14 protein-coding genes are annotated in these 18756 nt (G+C 56.1%); 13 read left to right on the top strand and 1 reads right to left on the bottom strand.

Annotated elements, in window-relative coordinates; translation table 11 throughout:
• Positions 1–106 precede the first annotated feature (106 nt).
• The 9 genes from rpsA (at position 107) to RT120_RS01870 (ending at position 10623) form a co-directional block, all read left to right on the top strand.
• The gene (rpsA, locus tag RT120_RS01830) at positions 107–1780 is read left to right on the top strand and encodes a 30S ribosomal protein S1 (RefSeq protein WP_312978685.1); all 1674 of its coding nucleotides are present in this window, start codon (positions 107–109) and stop codon (positions 1778–1780) included.
• A gap of 90 nt (positions 1781–1870) precedes the next feature.
• On the top strand, positions 1871–2155 hold the full coding sequence (gene ihfB / locus RT120_RS01835; RefSeq protein WP_125291785.1) for an integration host factor subunit beta: 285 nt from the start codon (positions 1871–1873) through the stop codon (positions 2153–2155).
• 200 nt (positions 2156–2355) lie between these two features.
• Positions 2356–4617: a ComEC family protein gene (locus RT120_RS01840; RefSeq protein ID WP_312978688.1), complete on the top strand. Its 2262-nt coding sequence runs from the start codon at positions 2356–2358 to the stop codon at positions 4615–4617.
• A 36-nt stretch (positions 4618–4653) separates the two neighbouring features.
• Positions 4654–6402 carry a lipid A ABC transporter ATP-binding protein/permease MsbA gene (gene msbA / locus RT120_RS01845; protein WP_312978690.1) on the top strand — a complete coding sequence of 583 codons (1749 nt, stop codon included), beginning with the start codon at positions 4654–4656 and terminating at the stop codon, positions 6400–6402.
• Positions 6399–7376, top strand: coding sequence for a tetraacyldisaccharide 4'-kinase (lpxK, locus tag RT120_RS01850; RefSeq protein ID WP_312978692.1), 978 nt, complete (start codon positions 6399–6401; stop codon positions 7374–7376). Before msbA ends, lpxK begins: the two co-directional genes overlap by 4 nt.
• 29 nt (positions 7377–7405) lie before the next feature.
• Positions 7406–8629: a winged helix-turn-helix domain-containing protein gene (locus RT120_RS01855; RefSeq protein ID WP_312978693.1), complete on the top strand. Its 1224-nt coding sequence runs from the start codon at positions 7406–7408 to the stop codon at positions 8627–8629.
• A 47-nt stretch (positions 8630–8676) separates the two neighbouring features.
• Positions 8677–8859, top strand: coding sequence for a Trm112 family protein (locus RT120_RS01860; RefSeq protein WP_125291790.1), 183 nt, complete (start codon positions 8677–8679; stop codon positions 8857–8859).
• Entirely contained in the window at positions 8856–9602 is a 747-nt protein-coding gene (gene kdsB, locus RT120_RS01865) for a 3-deoxy-manno-octulosonate cytidylyltransferase (RefSeq protein ID WP_312978695.1), read from the top strand. Before RT120_RS01860 ends, kdsB begins: the two co-directional genes overlap by 4 nt.
• A 127-nt stretch (positions 9603–9729) precedes the next feature.
• On the top strand, positions 9730–10623 hold the full coding sequence (locus RT120_RS01870; RefSeq protein WP_312978697.1) for a YcbJ family phosphotransferase: 894 nt from the start codon (positions 9730–9732) through the stop codon (positions 10621–10623).
• On the opposite strand, the gene elyC is transcribed toward RT120_RS01870, so the two are convergent.
• On the bottom strand, positions 10600–11379 hold the full coding sequence (gene elyC, locus RT120_RS01875) for an envelope biogenesis factor ElyC (protein WP_312978699.1): 780 nt from the start codon (positions 11377–11379) through the stop codon (positions 10600–10602). The two genes, RT120_RS01870 and elyC, sit on opposite strands and share 24 nt — an antisense overlap.
• 132 nt (positions 11380–11511) lie before the next feature.
• Between elyC and cmoM the strand changes: the two genes are divergently transcribed.
• The 4 genes from cmoM to mukB are packed head-to-tail and all read left to right on the top strand — an operon-like array spanning position 11512 to position 18749.
• Positions 11512–12291 (top strand): tRNA uridine 5-oxyacetic acid(34) methyltransferase CmoM, encoded by a 780-nt coding sequence (cmoM, locus tag RT120_RS01880; protein WP_312978700.1) that lies wholly within the window; start codon positions 11512–11514, stop codon positions 12289–12291.
• 3 nt (positions 12292–12294) lie between these two features.
• Positions 12295–13617, top strand: coding sequence for a chromosome partition protein MukF (gene mukF, locus RT120_RS01885; protein ID WP_312978702.1), 1323 nt, complete (start codon positions 12295–12297; stop codon positions 13615–13617).
• On the top strand, positions 13598–14308 hold the full coding sequence (mukE, locus tag RT120_RS01890; RefSeq protein WP_312978704.1) for a chromosome partition protein MukE: 711 nt from the start codon (positions 13598–13600) through the stop codon (positions 14306–14308). The genes mukF and mukE overlap by 20 nt, the downstream gene beginning before the upstream one ends.
• Positions 14301–18749, top strand: a complete 4449-nt coding sequence (mukB, locus tag RT120_RS01895) for a chromosome partition protein MukB (protein ID WP_312978706.1) — start codon at positions 14301–14303, stop codon at positions 18747–18749. The genes mukE and mukB overlap by 8 nt, the downstream gene beginning before the upstream one ends.
• The last annotated feature ends 7 nt before the right edge of the window (positions 18750–18756 follow it).

Consider the following 18756-nt stretch of genomic DNA (forward strand, 5'->3'; position numbering starts at 1 on the left):
CAGAATTTGCAGTACCCCCGTTGCAATGGATTGACAGCGGGTATGTGAAACAACCCCATCCGGCATGAAGCCAGGTGGACGTTAAATTAAAACCTGAAGATTAAACATGACTGAATCTTTTGCTCAACTCTTTGAAGAATCCCTGAAAGAAATCGAAACCCGCCCGGGTTCTATCGTTCGTGGTGTTGTTGTTGCTATCGACAAAGATATCGTACTGGTTGACGCCGGTCTGAAATCTGAGTCTGCCATTCCGGCTGAGCAGTTCAAAAACGCCCAGGGCGAAATTGAAATCCAGGTTGGTGACGAAGTTGACGTTGCTCTGGATGCAGTAGAAGACGGTTTCGGTGAAACCCTGCTGTCTCGTGAGAAAGCGAAGCGTCACGAAGCATGGTTGATGCTGGAAAAAGCTTACGAAGAAGCTGCGACCGTTACTGGTGTTATCAATGGCAAAGTCAAGGGCGGCTTCACTGTTGAGCTGAACGGTATTCGTGCGTTCCTGCCAGGTTCTCTGGTTGACGTGCGTCCGGTTCGCGACACCCTGCACCTCGAAGGCAAAGAGCTTGAATTCAAAGTAATCAAGCTGGACCAGAAGCGTAACAACGTTGTTGTTTCTCGTCGTGCCGTTATCGAGTCTGAAAACAGCGCAGAACGCGATCAGCTGCTGGAAAACCTGCAGGAAGGCATGGAAGTTAAAGGTATCGTTAAGAACCTCACTGACTACGGTGCATTCGTTGATCTGGGCGGCGTAGACGGCCTGCTGCACATCACTGATATGGCGTGGAAACGCGTTAAGCATCCGAGCGAAATCGTGAACGTTGGCGACGAAATCACTGTTAAAGTGCTGAAGTTCGACCGCGAGCGTACGCGTGTTTCCCTGGGCCTGAAACAGCTGGGCGAAGATCCGTGGGTGGCTATCGCTAAACGTTACCCGGAAGGCACTCGTCTGACTGGCCGCGTGACCAACCTGACCGACTACGGCTGCTTCGTTGAAATCGAAGAAGGCGTTGAAGGTCTGGTGCACGTTTCCGAAATGGATTGGACCAACAAAAACATCCACCCGTCCAAAGTTGTTAACGTTGGCGACGTAGTGGAAGTGATGGTTCTGGATATTGACGAAGAACGTCGTCGTATCTCCCTGGGCCTGAAACAGTGCAAATCCAACCCGTGGCAGCTGTTTGCTGAGACCCACAACAAAGGCGACCGCGTTGAAGGTAAAATCAAGTCTATCACTGACTTTGGTATCTTCATCGGCCTGGACGGCGGCATCGACGGCCTGGTTCACCTGTCTGACATCTCCTGGAACGTTGCAGGCGAAGAAGCAGTTCGTGAATACAAGAAAGGCGACGAAATCGCAGCGGTTGTTCTGCAGGTTGACGCAGAGCGTGAGCGTATCTCCCTGGGCGTTAAACAGCTCGCAGAAGATCCGTTCAACAACTACGTTGCTATGAACAAGAAAGGCGCTATCGTTACTGGTAAAGTAACGGCAGTTGACGCGAAAGGTGCTACAGTTGAATTAGCAGACGGCGTTGAAGGCTACCTGCGCGCTTCTGAAGCTTCCCGTGACCGCGTTGAAGATGCCACTCTGGTTCTGAGCGTTGGCGACGATGTTGAAGCGAAATTCACCGGCGTTGATCGTAAAAACCGTGTTGTAAGCCTGTCTGTTCGTGCCAAAGACGAAGCTGACGAGAAAGATGCAATCGCAACTGTTAACAACAAACAGGAAGACGGCAACTTCTCCAGCGCTATGGCTGAAGCATTCAAAGCAGCTAAAGGCGAGTAATCGTCCGAGCGCTAAATCAGGGCGGCTGCGGCCGCCCTTGTTCGATTGATAGCTGTAGGCAAATTTTCCTGAATGGAAACCGGAGGAATGATGACCAAGTCAGAATTAATTGAAAGACTTGCAACCCAGCAATCTCATATTCCCGCGAAAGCGGTGGAAGATGCAGTAAAAGAGATGCTGGAGCATATGGCCACGACTCTCGCCCAGGGCGAGCGTATTGAAATCCGGGGTTTTGGCAGTTTCTCCTTACACTATCGCGCTCCGCGCACTGGCCGTAACCCGAAAACGGGCGATAAAGTGGATCTGGAAGGCAAATACGTTCCGCACTTTAAGCCGGGTAAAGAGTTACGCGACCGCGCCAATATCTATGGTTAAGCTTGTTTGAGCTTGCCCTGAAGACGACATCTACGGATGTCGTTTTTTTTTGCCCTTCATAAACGTTACGGTTTAACTCGCAAGATATCTGCGCGTTGCAGCAACACCACAACATTCTATGAACACAGCGCGTAACGCTGTGATTCCTGGCTCGCGCTCCTGTTTATTCCCGGCATACTGCGGCAAGACAGGAGGCCTGCATGCCGCTCATTACCCTTTGCTATTGCCTGATTTTAGGGACAATGCCGCTACTCTGGCTGCCTCAGTTACCGTCACTGGAACTGCTGGCAGTGATAAATGCGGCTGCGATGCTGCTACTTTTAGCACCGGGAAAAGCCGCGCGTACGCTGGCGCTGACGCTGCTCTTTTTCTGTTGGGCCTCTTTGGCGGCATGGCAAACCCTGACGCCACTGTCGCTCACCACGCGCAATCAGCATGTGACGGCGACGATTCTGCAAACCGATGGTGGCACCCGGCATCTGGCGCGAATCACCCATATTGAGGGTAAATGGCTGCTTCCGGCCATCACGGTAGATTTGCCCGGCGGCTATCTTGCAGAAAAAGTGTGTGCTGGCCAGCGCTGGAACCTTGTGGTGCGCCTGAAGCCCATCCACGGGCAGCTTAATGATGGTGGATTTGACAACCAGCGCTACGCCTTGTCACAGCGGCGTATCGTAACGGGCCGGATAATCTCCTCCCGACCGCTCGACAGCCAATGCAGCTGGCGCGCAGGTTTTATGGCGTCGGTTAGCCAGTCGCTTGCGCACCGGCCCTGGCGCGAGGTCATCATGGCATTGGGCTTCGGCGAACGGCTGGCGGTAAGCGATGAAATAAAAAACCTGATGCGTGAAACCGGAACATCCCATTTAATGGCGATTTCTGGGCTGCATATTGGCCTCGCCGGATTAATGGGTTGGGGGATAGCACGTTTTATGCAATTTGCCTTTCCGGCCAGATTCATCCACCACGCTTTCCCCTTACTCATCAGTTTAGCAACCAGCGGCGCCTATACAGGATTGAGCGGGGCTAACCCGCCTGCGATCAGAACCTTTGTCGCCATGCTGATTTGGGGCGCGCTCAGACTGAGCGGGCGCAATGGGCAGCCTTTGCACGTATGGCTGTGCTGCGTCGCTGGCATCATGTTTATCGATCCCTTAACCGTGCTGTCAGAAAGCTTCTGGCTTTCGGTTCTGGCAGTAGGCGCGTTGCTGTTCTGGTTTCAATGGATGCCCTTCATTCCGCTGGGATCGCCGCGCATCGTCAAACCTGTGCTGGCGCTATTGCACCTCCAGGCTGGCATGGCATTACTGCTATTGCCGCTACAGGTCATGCTGTTTCATGGCATCAGCCTGACGTCAGTCGTCGCCAATTTATTTGCCGTACCGGTGGTGACCTTTGTGACCGTGCCACTGATCCTGCTGGCGATGATGACAAATCGCGTGGGGATGGGTGCAGCGGAGCATGTTCTTGAATACATCGCGGACCGTTCGCTGGCCGGAGTTTTTTATGGATTACAGGCGCTGCCGCCCGGCTGGCTGGATGTCGACAGGCGTTTTCTCTGGCTGGCGTTTAGCCCCTGGTTGCTAATTGTTCTCTGGCGGCTACGCTTTCTGTGGTACACGCCATTGTTGCCCGGCATTGTGGTGCTACTGTTGAGCGGGCCGCTGATCCGCCAGCGTCACGATAATGGTTGGGCCGTTCATATGCTGGATATTGGGCATGGCTTAGCGATCGTGATCGAGCGTAATGGTCGCGCCATGCTCTACGATACTGGCAACGCCTGGCCGGGCGGGGACAGCGCGCGACAAACGATTATCCCCTGGCTGCGCTGGCATCACCTGACACCCGATGGCGTTATCGTAAGCCACGAGCATCTCGATCATCGGGGCGGCCTGAACAGTTTGATTAAGACATGGCCGTCGCTACCCGTGATCAGTTCGCTGGGTTGGGCAGGGCATCAATCCTGCCTGCGCGGCAAGCGCTGGCGCTGGCAGGGGCTGGTGTTCACAGTGCACTGGCCACTGAAGCTCAGCGCGAATACCGGGAACAACGCCTCGTGCGTGGTTAAAGTCAGCGATGGCGAGCAGAGCATCTTATTGACCGGGGATATTGAAGCTGACGCCGAACGGTTGATGGTAAAGCACCACTGGCGCGAACTGCAGGCTTCAGTGCTGCAAGTGCCGCACCACGGCAGCAAAACATCATCCAGCGTTCTCCTGTTGAGGACGGTAGCAGGGCAGGCTGCGCTGGCCTCCGTGGCCCGCTACAACGCGTGGCGATTGCCGTCTCGCCCGGTAGTAGCGCGCTATAAGCACTATGACTATCAATGGCAGGATACCGCGCATGCGGGGCAAGTTACGGTGAATTTTTCGCCAAAATCTATGATTATCACACGCTTCCGCCAGCAACTTTCGCCTCGCTGGTATCATCAGTGGTTTGGCGTAGATAAGGATAACGGGTAGAATATGCGGCTATTTCAACGAAAGCTGGTTTTTTGAATGCATACCGACAAAGATCTTTCGACGTGGCAAACCTTTCGCCGCCTCTGGCCAATGATTGCCCCTTTCAAACCAGGCCTCATTGTTGCTGCGATAGCGTTAATTCTCAACGCAGCCAGCGATACCTATATGTTATCGCTGCTTAAACCATTACTGGACGATGGTTTTGGTAAGACGGATCGCTCTGTACTGCTCTGGATGCCTTTAGTCGTCATTGGATTAATGGTCCTGCGCGGCATCACCAGTTACATTTCAAGTTACTGTATTTCATGGGTTTCCGGTAAGGTCGTCATGACTATGCGCCGCCGCCTGTTTAACCATATGATGGGGATGCCGGTCGCATTCTTTGATAAACAGTCCACCGGTACACTACTTTCACGTATTACCTATGATTCTGAACAGGTTGCCTCATCCTCTTCTGGCGCGCTGATCACCGTCGTGCGTGAAGGCGCATCGATTATCGGCCTGTTTATCATGATGTTTTATTACAGCTGGCAGTTGTCGATCATTCTGATCGTGCTCGCGCCCATCGTGTCCATTGCCATTCGCGTGGTTTCAAAACGTTTTCGCAATATCAGCAAAAACATGCAGAACACCATGGGGCAGGTGACTACCAGCGCGGAACAGATGCTCAAAGGGCATAAAGAGGTGCTGATGTTTGGCGGCCAGCAGGTAGAAACCGATCGGTTTGACAAAGTGAGCAATAAAATGCGCCGCCAGGGGATGCGTATGGTTTCCGCCTCCTCCATCTCCGATCCGATTATCCAACTGATTGCCTCCCTGGCCCTGGCTTTCGTACTGTACGCCGCCAGCTTCCCCAGCGTGATGGAAACCCTCACTGCCGGGACCATTACCGTGGTGTTCTCGGCGATGATCGCCCTGATGCGCCCGCTGAAATCCCTGACCAACGTTAACGCCCAGTTTCAGCGCGGTATGGCGGCCTGCCAGACCCTGTTCAGCATTCTGGACAGCGAGCAGGAAAAAGATGACGGTACGCGGGTTATCGAACGCGCCACGGGCGATATTGAGTTCCGTAATGTCACCTTTACCTATCCAGGCAGAGACACTCCGGCACTGCGCAACATTAATCTGCGCATTCCGGCGGGTAAGACCGTCGCTCTGGTTGGGCGCTCAGGCTCGGGTAAATCGACCATCGCTGGTTTGATCACCCGCTTTTACGATATTGATGAAGGCGAAATCCTGATGGACGGCCATGACCTGAGGGAATATACCCTGACGTCATTACGTAACCAGGTGGCGTTGGTATCCCAGAACGTGCATCTGTTTAACGACACCGTCGCCAATAACATTGCTTACGCCCGTACCGAAGAGTACAGCCGCGAAGAAATTGAGAAGGCCGCGAAAATGGCCTATGCCACCGACTTTATCAATAAGATGGATAACGGCTTCGACACCATCATCGGTGAAAACGGGGTGATGCTCTCCGGCGGTCAACGCCAGCGTATCGCCATTGCCCGTGCGTTGCTGCGCGATAGCCCGATCCTCATCCTGGATGAGGCGACGTCGGCGCTGGATACCGAATCTGAACGTGCTATCCAGGCGGCGCTGGATGAACTGCAGAAAAACCGCACGTCGCTGGTGATTGCCCACCGCCTGTCGACCATTGAGAAAGCCGATGAAATCGTGGTGATTGAAGATGGTCGCATCGTGGAGCGTGGCACCCATGACGAACTGTTAAATGAGCGCGGCGTGTACGCCCAGCTTCATAAAATGCAGTTTGGCGCATGATTGAAAAAATCTGGTCGGGGCAATCCCGCCTGTGGTTTCTGCTGTTGCCGCTCGCCGGGCTTTATGGCCTGGTGAGCGCCCTTATCCGGCTAAGCTACCGCGCAGGGTGGCGTAAAGCCTGGCGCGCGCCTGTCCCGGTGGTCGTGGTGGGTAATCTGACCGCGGGCGGCAACGGTAAAACTCCGGTGGTGGTTTGGCTGGTGGAGCAGTTGCAGCAGCGCGGCATCCGGGTTGGCGTGGTTTCACGCGGCTACGGCGGCAAAGCCGAACGCTATCCGCTGGTCCTTGATGCGCAAACCTCCAGCGAACAGGCCGGAGATGAGCCGGTGCTGATTTACCAGCGTACCGGCGCTGCTGTGGCGGTCTCACCGGTACGCAGCGAGGCGGTGCAGGCCCTGCTTGAACATAATCCGCCGCAAATTATCATCACCGACGACGGGCTACAGCATTATGCGCTGGCGCGTGACAGGGAGATCGTCGTAGTGGACGGCGTACGGCGTTTCGGCAACGGCTGGTGGTTGCCCGCGGGCCCGATGCGTGAACGTGAAGGCCGGTTGCGTGAAGTAGATGCAGTCATCACCAATGGCGGTACGCCAAAAGCGGGTGAGATCGCGATGCGGCTGGTGCCAACCCAGGCCGTTAATCTGCTAACCGGAGAAAAGCGTGATGCCGCATCGTTCACGGGCGTAGTTGCAATGGCGGGGATTGGTCATCCGCCGCGCTTTTTCGCCACGCTGGAAAGTTTAGGTGTAACGCCCGTTAAGACGCTGAGCCTGGCGGATCACCAGGCGCTGACGCAAGCGCAGGTCTCCGCCTTCGCTCGTCCTGACCAGGTATTAATGATGACCGAAAAAGACGCAGTGAAATGCCGGCCCTTCGCGCAACAAAACTGGTGGTATTTGCCGGTAGAGGCGCAGCTTGCATCCCCGGCGGCAGACAAACTTCTTCTGGATATCCTCTCCCTGGTGCGCTAAACAGCCGCTGGGCCGAACAAGGATGCACCATGGCTGAACCTTTACTCACTCTTCAAACCGCACGCAATCTGCATCTTGCCGCCCAGGGCCTACTGCGCAAACCGCGCCGCCGCGCCCGTCCGGCGGATATCCTTGCCGCCATCACCCAAATGTCATTACTGCAAATCGACACCATTAATGTGGTGGCGCGCAGCCCTTATCTGGTACTGTTCAGCCGCCTGGGGCAATACCCGATGGCCTGGCTTGACGATGCGCTGGCGCGGGGAGATCTCATGGAGTACTGGGCGCATGAGGCCTGTTTTCTTCCGCGCAGCGACTTTGAACTGGTTCGTCACCAAATGCTCCAGCCAGAAAACATGGGCTGGAAATACCGCGCGGAATGGATGGCGGAACATGCCGGTGATATCGCCGAATTGCTCGACTGGATTGCCCAGAACGGGCCGGTACGCTCGGCGGATTTTGAACATCCGCGTCCTGGGCAACGCGGCTGGTGGGACTGGAAACCGCATAAGCGCCATCTTGAAGGCCTGTTCAGCGCCGGAAAAGTGATGGTGGTCGAGCGCAGGAATTTTCAGCGCGTTTATGATCTCACTACCCGCGTCATGCCGCACTGGGACGACGAAAAACACCTTTTACCGCAGGAACTCGCGCAGGCCCGCATGCTGGAAAACAGCGCCCGTAGCCTGGGGATATTTAAAAGTGCCTGGCTTGCTGACTATTACCGCCTGAAAAAGGTGCCGCTGACGGAGCACATAGCGCGCTGGCAGGCGCAAGGCAGTGTGGTTAGCGTTGAGGTGGAGTCCCTGGGGCAGATGTGGCTGCATCAGGATCTCTTGCCGTTACTGGCGAGCGGGAAAAACCTGCGTGCTACGCACAGCGCGGTGCTCTCGCCTTTTGATCCGGTCGTCTGGGACCGCCGCCGCGCCGAACAGCTGTTTAATTTTAGTTACCGGCTGGAGTGTTATACCCCGGCGGAAAAACGGCAGTACGGCTATTTTACGTTGCCGTTACTGCACTGCGGCCAGCTTGTTGGGCGGATGGATGCCAAAATGCACCGTAAAACGGGCGAGCTGGCGATTATCGCTCTGTATCTGGAACCTGACGTTGTGGTCAATGCGCAACGGGTAAGCGGTTTACAGACTGCCATCACTGAATTTGCCCGCTGGCAGGGCGCAACAAGGGTTACGCTGGCCAGCCAGCCTTCGTCATTACAGGCTGTATGGGGCAGCGTCTGGGAAATCCAACAACCCTGAACCAGGGCTGTGGTATTCTCTGGGCATCACATCCATCAGGAGGAAACATGGATCATCGTTTGCTTGAAATCATTGCTTGCCCGGTCTGCAACGGCAAGTTGTATTACAGCCAGGATAAGCAGGAGCTTATCTGCAAAGTGGACAATATGGCCTTCCCGTTTAAAGAGGGTATTCCCGTATTGCTGGAAACCGAAGCCCGCACCCTGGATCCGGAAGAGAGTTTTTCATGAGTTTTGTGACTATTATTCCCGCCCGCTTCGCATCAACGCGTCTTCCGGGCAAACCGCTGGTAGACATTAACGGCAAGCCGATGATTGTGCACGTGCTCGAGCGCGCCCGGGAATCCGGCGCTGACCGCGTGATCGTCGCCACTGATGTGGTTGAGGTGGCCGATGCCGTTCGCGCTGTGGGCGGCGAAGTCTGTATGACGCGCGCCGATCACGAATCAGGCACTGAACGCCTGGCGGAAGTTGTCGAGAAGCTGGGTTTTTCCGATGACACCATCATTGTTAACGTGCAGGGCGATGAGCCAATGATCCCGCCCGCGATTATTCGTCAGGTTGCAGAAAACCTGGCGCAATGCGATGCAGGCATGGCGACCCTGGCAGTGCCGATCCACTGCGCGGAAGAGGCGTTCAACCCGAATGCCGTTAAAGTGGTAATGGATAAAAATGGTTTCGCGCTCTATTTTTCTCGCGCCACCATTCCCTGGGATCGCGACCGCTTCGCTGAATCTCATGATGTCATTGCCGGGCATTTCCTGCGCCATATCGGCATCTATGGCTATCGCGCCGGATTCATTCGCCGCTACGTGACTTGGGCACCGAGCGAGCTGGAACATATTGAAAAACTGGAGCAACTGCGTGTGCTCTGGAACGGTGAAAAAATTCACGTTGCGGTGGCGCATGAGGTGCCGGGTACCGGCGTCGATACCCCCGCCGATCTCGAAAGAGTTCGGGCAGAAATGCGCTAAACCGACAATTTTGAAAACCGGCCACTGGCCGGTTTTTTCTTTCTGGCAGCTTATTGATCTCGTCTGATGACATCTGCGTAAAGGACGCCCATTATTAAACCAGTATGGTTATTAAGGGTAAAAGCGAATGGAGCAACTGCGTGCAGAACTCAGTCATCTGTTGGGTGAAAAACTAAGCCGGGTTGAATGCGTCAGCGAGAAGCCCGATACCGCGCTGTGGGCACTTTATGACAGTCAGGGCAACCCGATGCCGCTGCTGGCCCGTAGCTTTACATCCCCAGGGCTGGCTGGGCAACTCGCCTGGAAAATTTCCATGCTGGCCCGTTCGGGAACCGCGCGTATGCCGGTAGTTTATGGGGTGATGACCCATGAAGAGAACCCGGGCCCGGACGTGGTGCTGATGGAGCGTTTGCGCGGCGTATCGGTGGAAGCGCCAGCCCGAACGCCGGAGCGCTGGGAGCAGTTAAAAGACCAGATTGTTGAATCCCTGCTGGCCTGGCACCGCGTCGACAGCCGGGGCTGCGTGGGCAATGTCGATAGCACCCAGGAAAATATCTGGCCCTCCTGGTACCGCCAGCGCGTTGAAGTGCTCTGGAACACGCTGAATCAATATCCGCGCTGTGGGTTGACCATGCAGGATAAACGGATTTTGTTTCGTACCCGGGAATGCCTCGGCTCGCTGTTCTACGGGTTCAACGATAACTGTGTGCTGATCCACGGCAATTTCACCCTACGCAGCATGTTGAAAGATTCCCGTAGCGACCAGTTGCTGGCGATGGTTAACCCCGGCTTAACGCTCTGGGCACCGCGCGAGTATGAACTGTTCCGCTTATGCGATACCGGGCAGGCGGAAAGCCTGCTCTGGCATTATCTCCAGCGCGCGCCGGTGTCGGAGGCTTTCCTCTCCCGGCGCTGGCTGTATGTGCTGTGGGACGAAGTGGCGCAGCTGCTGCAAACCGGGCGAATGAACCGCAACAATTTCGATTTGGCGTCTAAATCACTGATCCCGTGGATCGCCTGACACACCTTTCAGCCATTGCCACACCCGGCCGAGGGTTTCATAACTTGCCCGATCGCTGTGCATTAGCCAAAGGGGAGAGGGGAAAGCTCTCTCCCAGGGATTGAGCGGAGAAGTAATCGCGATTTGGTTAGCGGGCGCGGGGATCGGCTTAAGCCCCTGTTGCTGGAAAAAGATCATCGCCCTGGGCAGATGCGAGGCGGACGTCAGCAGCAAAAACGGCGTATCGCCAATCTTCTTCGCCACTGCTGCTGCTTCTTCCTCGGTATCTTTCGGTGTATCCAGCGTGATGATAGCGTCGCGCGGCACCCCTAAACTCTCTGCCACCCGAGCGCCTGCCTCAGCGGTGCTCACCGGATTGCCGATAGCGTTGGCCCCGGTAAAAATCAGCTTCGCCCCTGGGTTAGCCAGCCACAGGCGAACGCCTTCCGCCACTCTCGGCAGGCTGTTATTAATCAGGTTCGAACTGGGCGCCCATTGCGGGTTCCAGGTATACCCACCGCCTAATATCACGATATATTGCGCCTTCGGCTCGCCTTGCCAGGTCGGATAGCGCGACTCTATCGGGCTCAGCAGCCCATCGGCAACGGGTTGCAGGCTGAGCAGTAACAGCGTGAGCCAACCAGCGGTCAGCAGCGTTTTTGCCGTTTTCTGCCAGCGGGTAAACCACAGCAGCAAAATCGCACTACCTATGACGATCAGCAGGAACGGCAGGGGCATTAACAGCCCGCCGATCAGTTTTTTCAGGAAAAAGAGCATAAAAGCGGGTCCTTTTTAACCATATAACGGGCGCAAAGCGCGGATCTTACACCTGATGGGTTCCTTATCCCTGCGGCTATGCCAAAATAGCGCCTTTGCCCAGATGCTTTCTTTTAAGGTGGAGTTGTACCCATGCGGGATCGCAATTTTGATGATATTGCCGAAAAGTTTGCGCGCAACATTTACGGTACAACGAAAGGCCAATTGCGTCAGGCCATTCTTTGGCAGGATCTCGATCAATTGCTGGATGTTTTACCGCAGCGGCCATTACGGGTTCTGGATGCCGGCGGTGGAGAAGGGCAAACCGCCATTCGCATGGCAGAGCGCGGTCATCAGGTTACGCTATGCGATCTCTCTTCAGAAATGCTGACGCGGGCGCAGCTGGCGAGCCAGGAAAAGGCGGTCAGCGGCAATATGCGGTTTATTCACTGCGCCGCTCAAGAGATAGGGCAACATTTAGAAAGCCCGGTTGATCTGATATTGTTTCACGCGGTGCTGGAGTGGGTCAGCGATCCGCTGGCCGTATTGAACGCATTATGGGAAACGCTTGCTCCCGGTGGCGCGCTTTCCTTGATGTTTTACAATGCAAACGGTTTGCTGATGCATAATATGGTGGCCGGAAATTTCGCTTATGTACAACAAGGCATGCCGAAGCGCAAAAAACGCACCCTGTCACCGGATCATCCGCGCAACCCTGACGATGTCTATCGCTGGCTTGAACAAATCGGTTGGACCATTACCGGCAAAACTGGCGTGCGGGTTTTTCATGATTATCTGCGCGAAAAACACCGCCAGCGCGACGAGTTTGAGGAGTTACTCGAACTGGAAACGCGCTACTGCCGGCAGGAACCTTACATCAGTCTGGGGCGTTATATACATGTCACCGCACGCAAGCCGGAGAACCAAGGATAAACTATGAGTGATTTTTCCCAGACAGTCCCCGAACTGGTTGCCTGGGCCAGGAAAAATGATTTTTCCATCCAGCTTCCGGTAGACAGGCTGGCTTTTTTGCTGGCTATCGCCACGCTAAACGGCGAGCGCATGGACGGCGAAATGAGCGAAGGCGAGCTGGTGGATGCGTTCCGTCACGTCAGCGAGGCGTTTGAGCAGACCCACGAAACGGTAACCCAGCGCGCCAACAACGCCATCAACGATATGGTGCGCCAGCGCCTGCTCAACCGCTTTACCAGCGAGATCACCGAAGGCAATGCTATCTATCGCTTAACCCCGTTGGGCATTGGCATTACCGACTATTACATCCGCCAGCGTGAATTTTCCACGCTGCGCCTTTCGATGCAGCTTTCCATCGTGGCGGGTGAACTGAAACGCGCCGCCGATGCCGCCAGCGAGGGCGGAGACGAATTTCACTGGCATCGCAATGTCTACGCGCCGTTGAAATATTCGGTGGCGGAGATCTTCGACAGCATCGACCTGACCCAGCGCATCATGGATGAACAGCAGCAACTGGTGAAAGACGATATCGCCCAATTGCTGAACAAAGACTGGCGCGCCGCCATCTCAAGCTGTGAATTACTGCTGTCAGAAACCTCGGGTACGCTGCGTGAATTGCAGGATACCCTCGAAGCGGCGGGCGACAAGCTGCAAGCCAATTTGCTGCTGATCCAGGACGCGATCCTCGATAAGCACGATCTGCACTTTATTGACCGGCTGGTGGTCGACCTGCAAAGCAAGCTGGACCGCATTATCAGCTGGGGCCAGCAGGCGATTGACCTGTGGATCGGCTATGACCGCCATGTGCATAAATTTATCCGTACCGCCATCGATATGGATAAAAACCGCGTCTTCGCCCAGCGCCTGCGCCAGTCGGTGCAAAGTTATTTCGATGCGCCCTGGGCGTTAACCTACGCCAATGCCGACCGTTTGTTGGATATGCGCGACGAAGAGATGACGCTGCGCGATGAAGAGGTGACCGGCGAACTCCCGGCGGATCTGGAATACGAAGAGTTTAACGAGATCCGCGAACAGCTGGCGGCGCTGATCGAAGGCCAACTGGCAGGCTTTAAAAACAGACAACAACCACTGGATCTTGGTCTGGTGATGCGTGAGTATCTCGCGCAATATCCGCGGGCCCGTCATTTTGACGTTGCACGCATCGTGGTTGACCAGGCCGTGCGCCTCGGTATCGCTGAAGCAGATTTCACTGGGTTGCCGGCAAAATGGCAGCCCATTAATGATTACGGAGCCAAGGTACAGGCACATGTCATTGACAAATATTGAAAAATTCATGCCGGTTAAACTGGCTCAGGCGCTGGCTAATCCGCTATTTCCTGCGCTGGATAGCCAGTTGCGCTCAGGGCGCCACGTCGGGCTTGATGAACTGGATAACCACGCCTTTTTGATGGATTTCCAGCCGGAGCTGGAAGAGTTTTACACCCGCTATAACGTGGAATTAATTCGCGCGCCGGAAGGGTTTTTCTACCTGCGTCCTCGTTCAACCACCCTGATCCCGCGGTCGGTATTGTCCGAGCTGGATATGATGGTGGGCAAAATCCTCTGCTATCTCTATCTCAGCCCGGAACGTCTGGCCAACGAAGGTATTTTTACCCAGCAGGAATTGTATGACGAGCTGATGAGCCTGGCGGACGAAAGCAAACTGCTCAAACTGGTCAACAACCGTTCCACCGGTTCGGATCTTGATAAACAAAAGCTTCAGGAAAAAGTGCGCTCCTCGTTAAACCGCCTGCGCCGCTTAGGTATGGTGTGGTTTATGGGGCATGACAGCAGTAAATTCCGCATTACTGAGTCGGTGTTCCGCTTTGGTGCTGATGTGCGCGCCGGCGATGATCCACGCGAAGCGCAACTGCGCATGATCCGCGATGGCGAAGCCATGCAGGTGGAAAACCACCTGCAACTCAATGATGAGCCTGAAGACGCGCAACCGGATAATGCGGAGGAAGAGAATGATTGAACGCGGTAAATTTCGCTCGCTAACGCTGGTTAACTGGAACGGTTTTTTTGCCCGGACCTTTGATCTGGATGAGCTGGTCACCACGCTTTCGGGCGGTAACGGGGCAGGGAAATCCACCACCATGGCGGCCTTCGTCACGGCGCTGATCCCGGATTTGACGCTACTGCACTTCCGTAATACCACCGAAGCAGGGGCCACCAGCGGCTCGCGCGATAAGGGCCTGCACGGCAAACTGAAAGCAGGCGTCTGCTATTCGGTGCTGGATGTGGTGAACTCGCGCCATCAGCGCGTGGTGGTTGGGGTGCGTCTGCAACAGATTGCCGGTCGCGATCGCAAAGTGGATATCAAACCCTTTGCGATCCAGGGCCTGCCGACCTCGATCCTGCCGACCCAACTGCTCACCGAAACGTTGAACGAGCGCCAGGCGCGGGTGTTAACCCTTCAGGAACTCAAAGATAAAATCGAGCAGATCGAAGGGGTGCAGTTTAAGGTCTTTAACTCGATCACCGATTACCACTCCCTGATGTTCGATCTGGGGATTGTGGCGCGTCGCCTGCGTTCTGCCTCAGACCGTAGTAAATATTACCGTTTGATTGAGGCCTCGCTGTACGGCGGGATTTCCAGCGCTATCACCCGCTCCCTGCGCGATTACCTGCTGCCGGAAAACAGCGGCGTGCGCAAAGCATTCCAGGACATGGAAGCGGCGCTGCGTGAAAACCGCCTGACGCTGGAAGCGATCCGCGTTACCCAGTCGGACCGCGACCTGTTTAAGCACCTGATTTCCGAAGCCACCGACTATGTGGCGGCGGATTATATGCGTCATGCCAATGAGCGCCGTGTTCACCTCGACAAAGCCATTGAATACCGTCGCGATCTGTTCACCAGCCGCCAGCAACTGGCTGCCGAGCAGTATAAGCACGTCGATATGGCGCGTGAATTGGCCGAGCATGCCGGTGCGGAAGGCGATCTGGAGACCGATTATCAGGCCGCCAGCGACCACCTCAACCTGGTACAAACAGCACTGCGCCAGCAGGAAAAAATCGAGCGCTATGACGCCGATTTAGAAGAGTTGCAGGTACGGCTTGAAGAGCAAAACGAAGTCGTCGCCGAAGCCGCTGAACAGCAGGAAGAGAATGAAGCCCGCGCCGAAGCCGCAGAGCTGGAAGTGGACGAGCTGAAAAACCAGTTGGCAGACTACCAGCAGGCGCTGGACGTTCAGCAAACCCGCGCCATTCAGTATCAACAGGCGCTGACGGCGCTTGAGCGCGCCCGCGAGCTGTGCCATTTGCCGGATCTCTCCCCGCAATCTGCCGAAGAGTGGCTGGAAACCTTCCAGGCAAAAGAGGAAGAAGCCACTGGCCGTTTGCTTAACCTCGAGCAGAAAATGAGCGTCGCCCAGGCGGCCCATAGCCAGTTCGAGCAGGCGTTCCAGTTGGTTTGCGCCATTAACGGCCCGGTAGCGCGTGATCAAGCCTGGGACGTGGCGCGCGATCTGTTGCGCGACGCCTCCACCCAGCGTCACCTTGCCGCCCAGGTGACGCCGCTGCGTTCCCGCTTAAATGAGCTGGAACAGCGCCTGCGCGAGCAGCAGGATGCCGAGCGTCTGCTCGCTGATTTCTGCAAACGCCAGGGCAAACGTTACTCCCCGGAACAGCTTGAAGCGCTGCATCAGGAGCTGGAAGAGCGTATCGCCGCGCTGTCTGACCACGTGGCGCAGGCTGGCGAGCAGCGTATGACGCTGCGCCAGGAACTGGAGCAGCTGCAAAGCCGCATTAAAACCCTGACCCAGCGCGCGCCCATCTGGCTGGCGGCTCAAAACAGCCTTAACCAGATTATCGAACAGTGCGGCGAGAACTTTGAATCCAGCCAGCAGGTGACTGAATACCTGCAACAGCTGCTGGAGCGTGAGCGCGAAGCGGTGGTTGAGCGTGATGAAGTCGGCGCGCGTAAGCGTACCGTCGATGAAGAAATTGAGCGCCTCAGCCAGCCTGGCGGCGCGGAAGACGCACGCCTGAACACCCTTGCCGAACGTTTCGGTGGCGTACTGCTGTCGGAAATTTATGATGACGTTAGCCTGGAAGACGCGCCGTACTTCTCGGCGCTGTACGGCCCGTCGCGCCACGCTATCGTGGTGCCGGATCTGTCGCTGGTACGCGAGCAACTGGAAGGGCTGGAAGACACCCCGGAAGATCTGTATCTGATTGAAGGGGACCCGCAGTCCTTTGATGACAGCGTATTCAGTACCGAAGAGCTGGAAAAAGCGGTGGTGGTGAAAATCGCCGATCGCCAGTGGCGCTACTCGCGTTTCCCGACGCTGCCGCTGTTTGGCCGCGCGGCGCGTGAAAGCCGTATTGAAAGCCTGCACCAGGAGCGTGAAACGCTGTCTGAGTGCTTTGCTACCCTGTCGTTTGATGTGCAGAAAACCCAGCGTTTGCACCAGGCGTTCAGCCGCTTTATCGGCAGCCACCTGGCCGTAGCGTTTGAATCTGACCCGGAAGCGGAAATCCGCCAGCTTAATACTCGCCGTAACGAACTTGAGCGGGCACAGAGCACACACGAAAACGACAACCAGCAGCAGCGCGCCCAGTTTGACCAGGCGAAAGAGGGCGTGGCTCTGCTTAACCGTCTGTTACCGCGTCTGGCGCTGTTGGAAGATGATACGCTGTCTGACCGCGTGGATGAGATCCGCGAGCGCCTGGACGAAGCCCAGGAAGCGGCGCATTTCATCGGCCAGTTTGGCAACCAACTGGCGAAGCTGGAGCCGATGGCTTCGGTGCTGCAAAGCGACCCGGAACAGTATGACCAACTAAAAGAAGATTACGCCTACGCGCAGCAGCAGCAGCGTGATGCGCGTCAGCAGGCGTTTGCCCTAACGGAAGTGGTGTCGCGCCGCGCGCATTTCAGCTACTCCGACTCCGCCGATATGCTCAACGGCAACAGCGATCTCAACGAGAAGCTGCGCCAGCGTCTTGAGCAGGCGGAAATCGAACGCACCCGCGCGCGTGAAGCGCTGCGCACCCATGCCGCGCAGGTTAGCCAGTATCATCAGGTGCTGGCATCGCTGAAAAGCTCCTTCGATACCAAGAAAGAACTGCTTAACGATCTCAACAAAGAGCTTAAAGATATCGGCGTACGCGCTGATGCGGGTGCGGAAGAGCGGGCGCGCCAGCGCCGCGATGAACTCCACACCCAGCTCAGCAATAACCGTTCACGCCGTAGCCAGCTTGAAAAACAGCTGACCTTCTGCGAGGCGGAAATGGACAACCTGACCCGTAAACTGCGTCGCCTGGAGCGCGACTACCACGAAATGCGCGAGCAGGTGGTCAGCGCCAAAGCAGGCTGGTGCGCGGTGATGCGTATGGTGAAAGACAATGGCGTCGAGCGCCGGCTGCACCGCCGCGAGCTGGCGTACCTGTCCGCAGATGAGCTGCGCTCCATGTCGGATAAGGCGTTGGGCGCATTGCGTCTGGCGGTGGCGGATAACGAACACCTGCGCGATGTGCTGCGCGGGTCGGAAGATCCGAAACGACCGGAGCGTAAAATCCAGTTCTTCGTGGCGGTTTACCAGCATCTGCGCGAGCGTATCCGTCAGGATATTATCCGCACCGATGACCCGGTCGAAGCCATCGAGCAGATGGAAATTGAGCTGGGCCGCCTGACGGAAGAGCTGACCTCCCGCGAGCAGAAACTGGCGATCAGTTCCCGCAGCGTGGCGAACATTATTCGCAAGACCATTCAGCGCGAGCAGAACCGCATCCGTATGCTAAACCAGGGGTTGCAAAGCGTGTCGTTTGGCCAGGTGAACAGTGTGCGGCTTAACGTGAACGTGCGGGAAACCCACGCCACGCTGCTGGATGTGCTGTCGGAGCAGCATGAGCAACATCAGGATCTCTTTAACAGCAACCGCCTGACCTTCTCGGAAGCGCTGGCGAAACTGTACCAGCGCCTGAATCCGCAGATCGATATGGGCCAGCGCACCCCGCAAACCATTGGGGAAGAGCTGCTGGATTATCGTAACTATCTGGAAATGGAAGTGGAGGTTAACCGTGGTTCTGACGGCTGGCTGCGTGCGGAAAGCGGCGCGCTGTCGACCGGTGAAGCCATCGGGACCGGGATGTCGATCCTGGTGATGGTGGTGCAAAGCTGGGAAGACGAAGCGCGCCGTTTGCGCGGCAAAGATATTTCGCCGTGCCGTCTGCTTTTCCTTGATGAAGCAGCCCGTCTGGATGCCCGCTCTATCGCCACCCTGTTCGAGCTGTGCGACCGCCTGGAGATGCAGTTAATCATCGCCGCGCCGGAAAACATCAGCCCGGAAAAAGGCACCACCTATAAACTGGTGCGTAAAGTGGTGCAGAACCACGAGCATGTGCACGTTGTGGGGCTGCGCGGGTTTGCCGCTGCGCAAACCGATGCGCTACCAGGCACTGCCGACGCTTCCTGATAGCGCC

It is taken from the genome of Atlantibacter sp. (assembly GCF_032062175.1).
Taxonomy (GTDB): Bacteria; Pseudomonadota; Gammaproteobacteria; order Enterobacterales; family Enterobacteriaceae; genus Atlantibacter.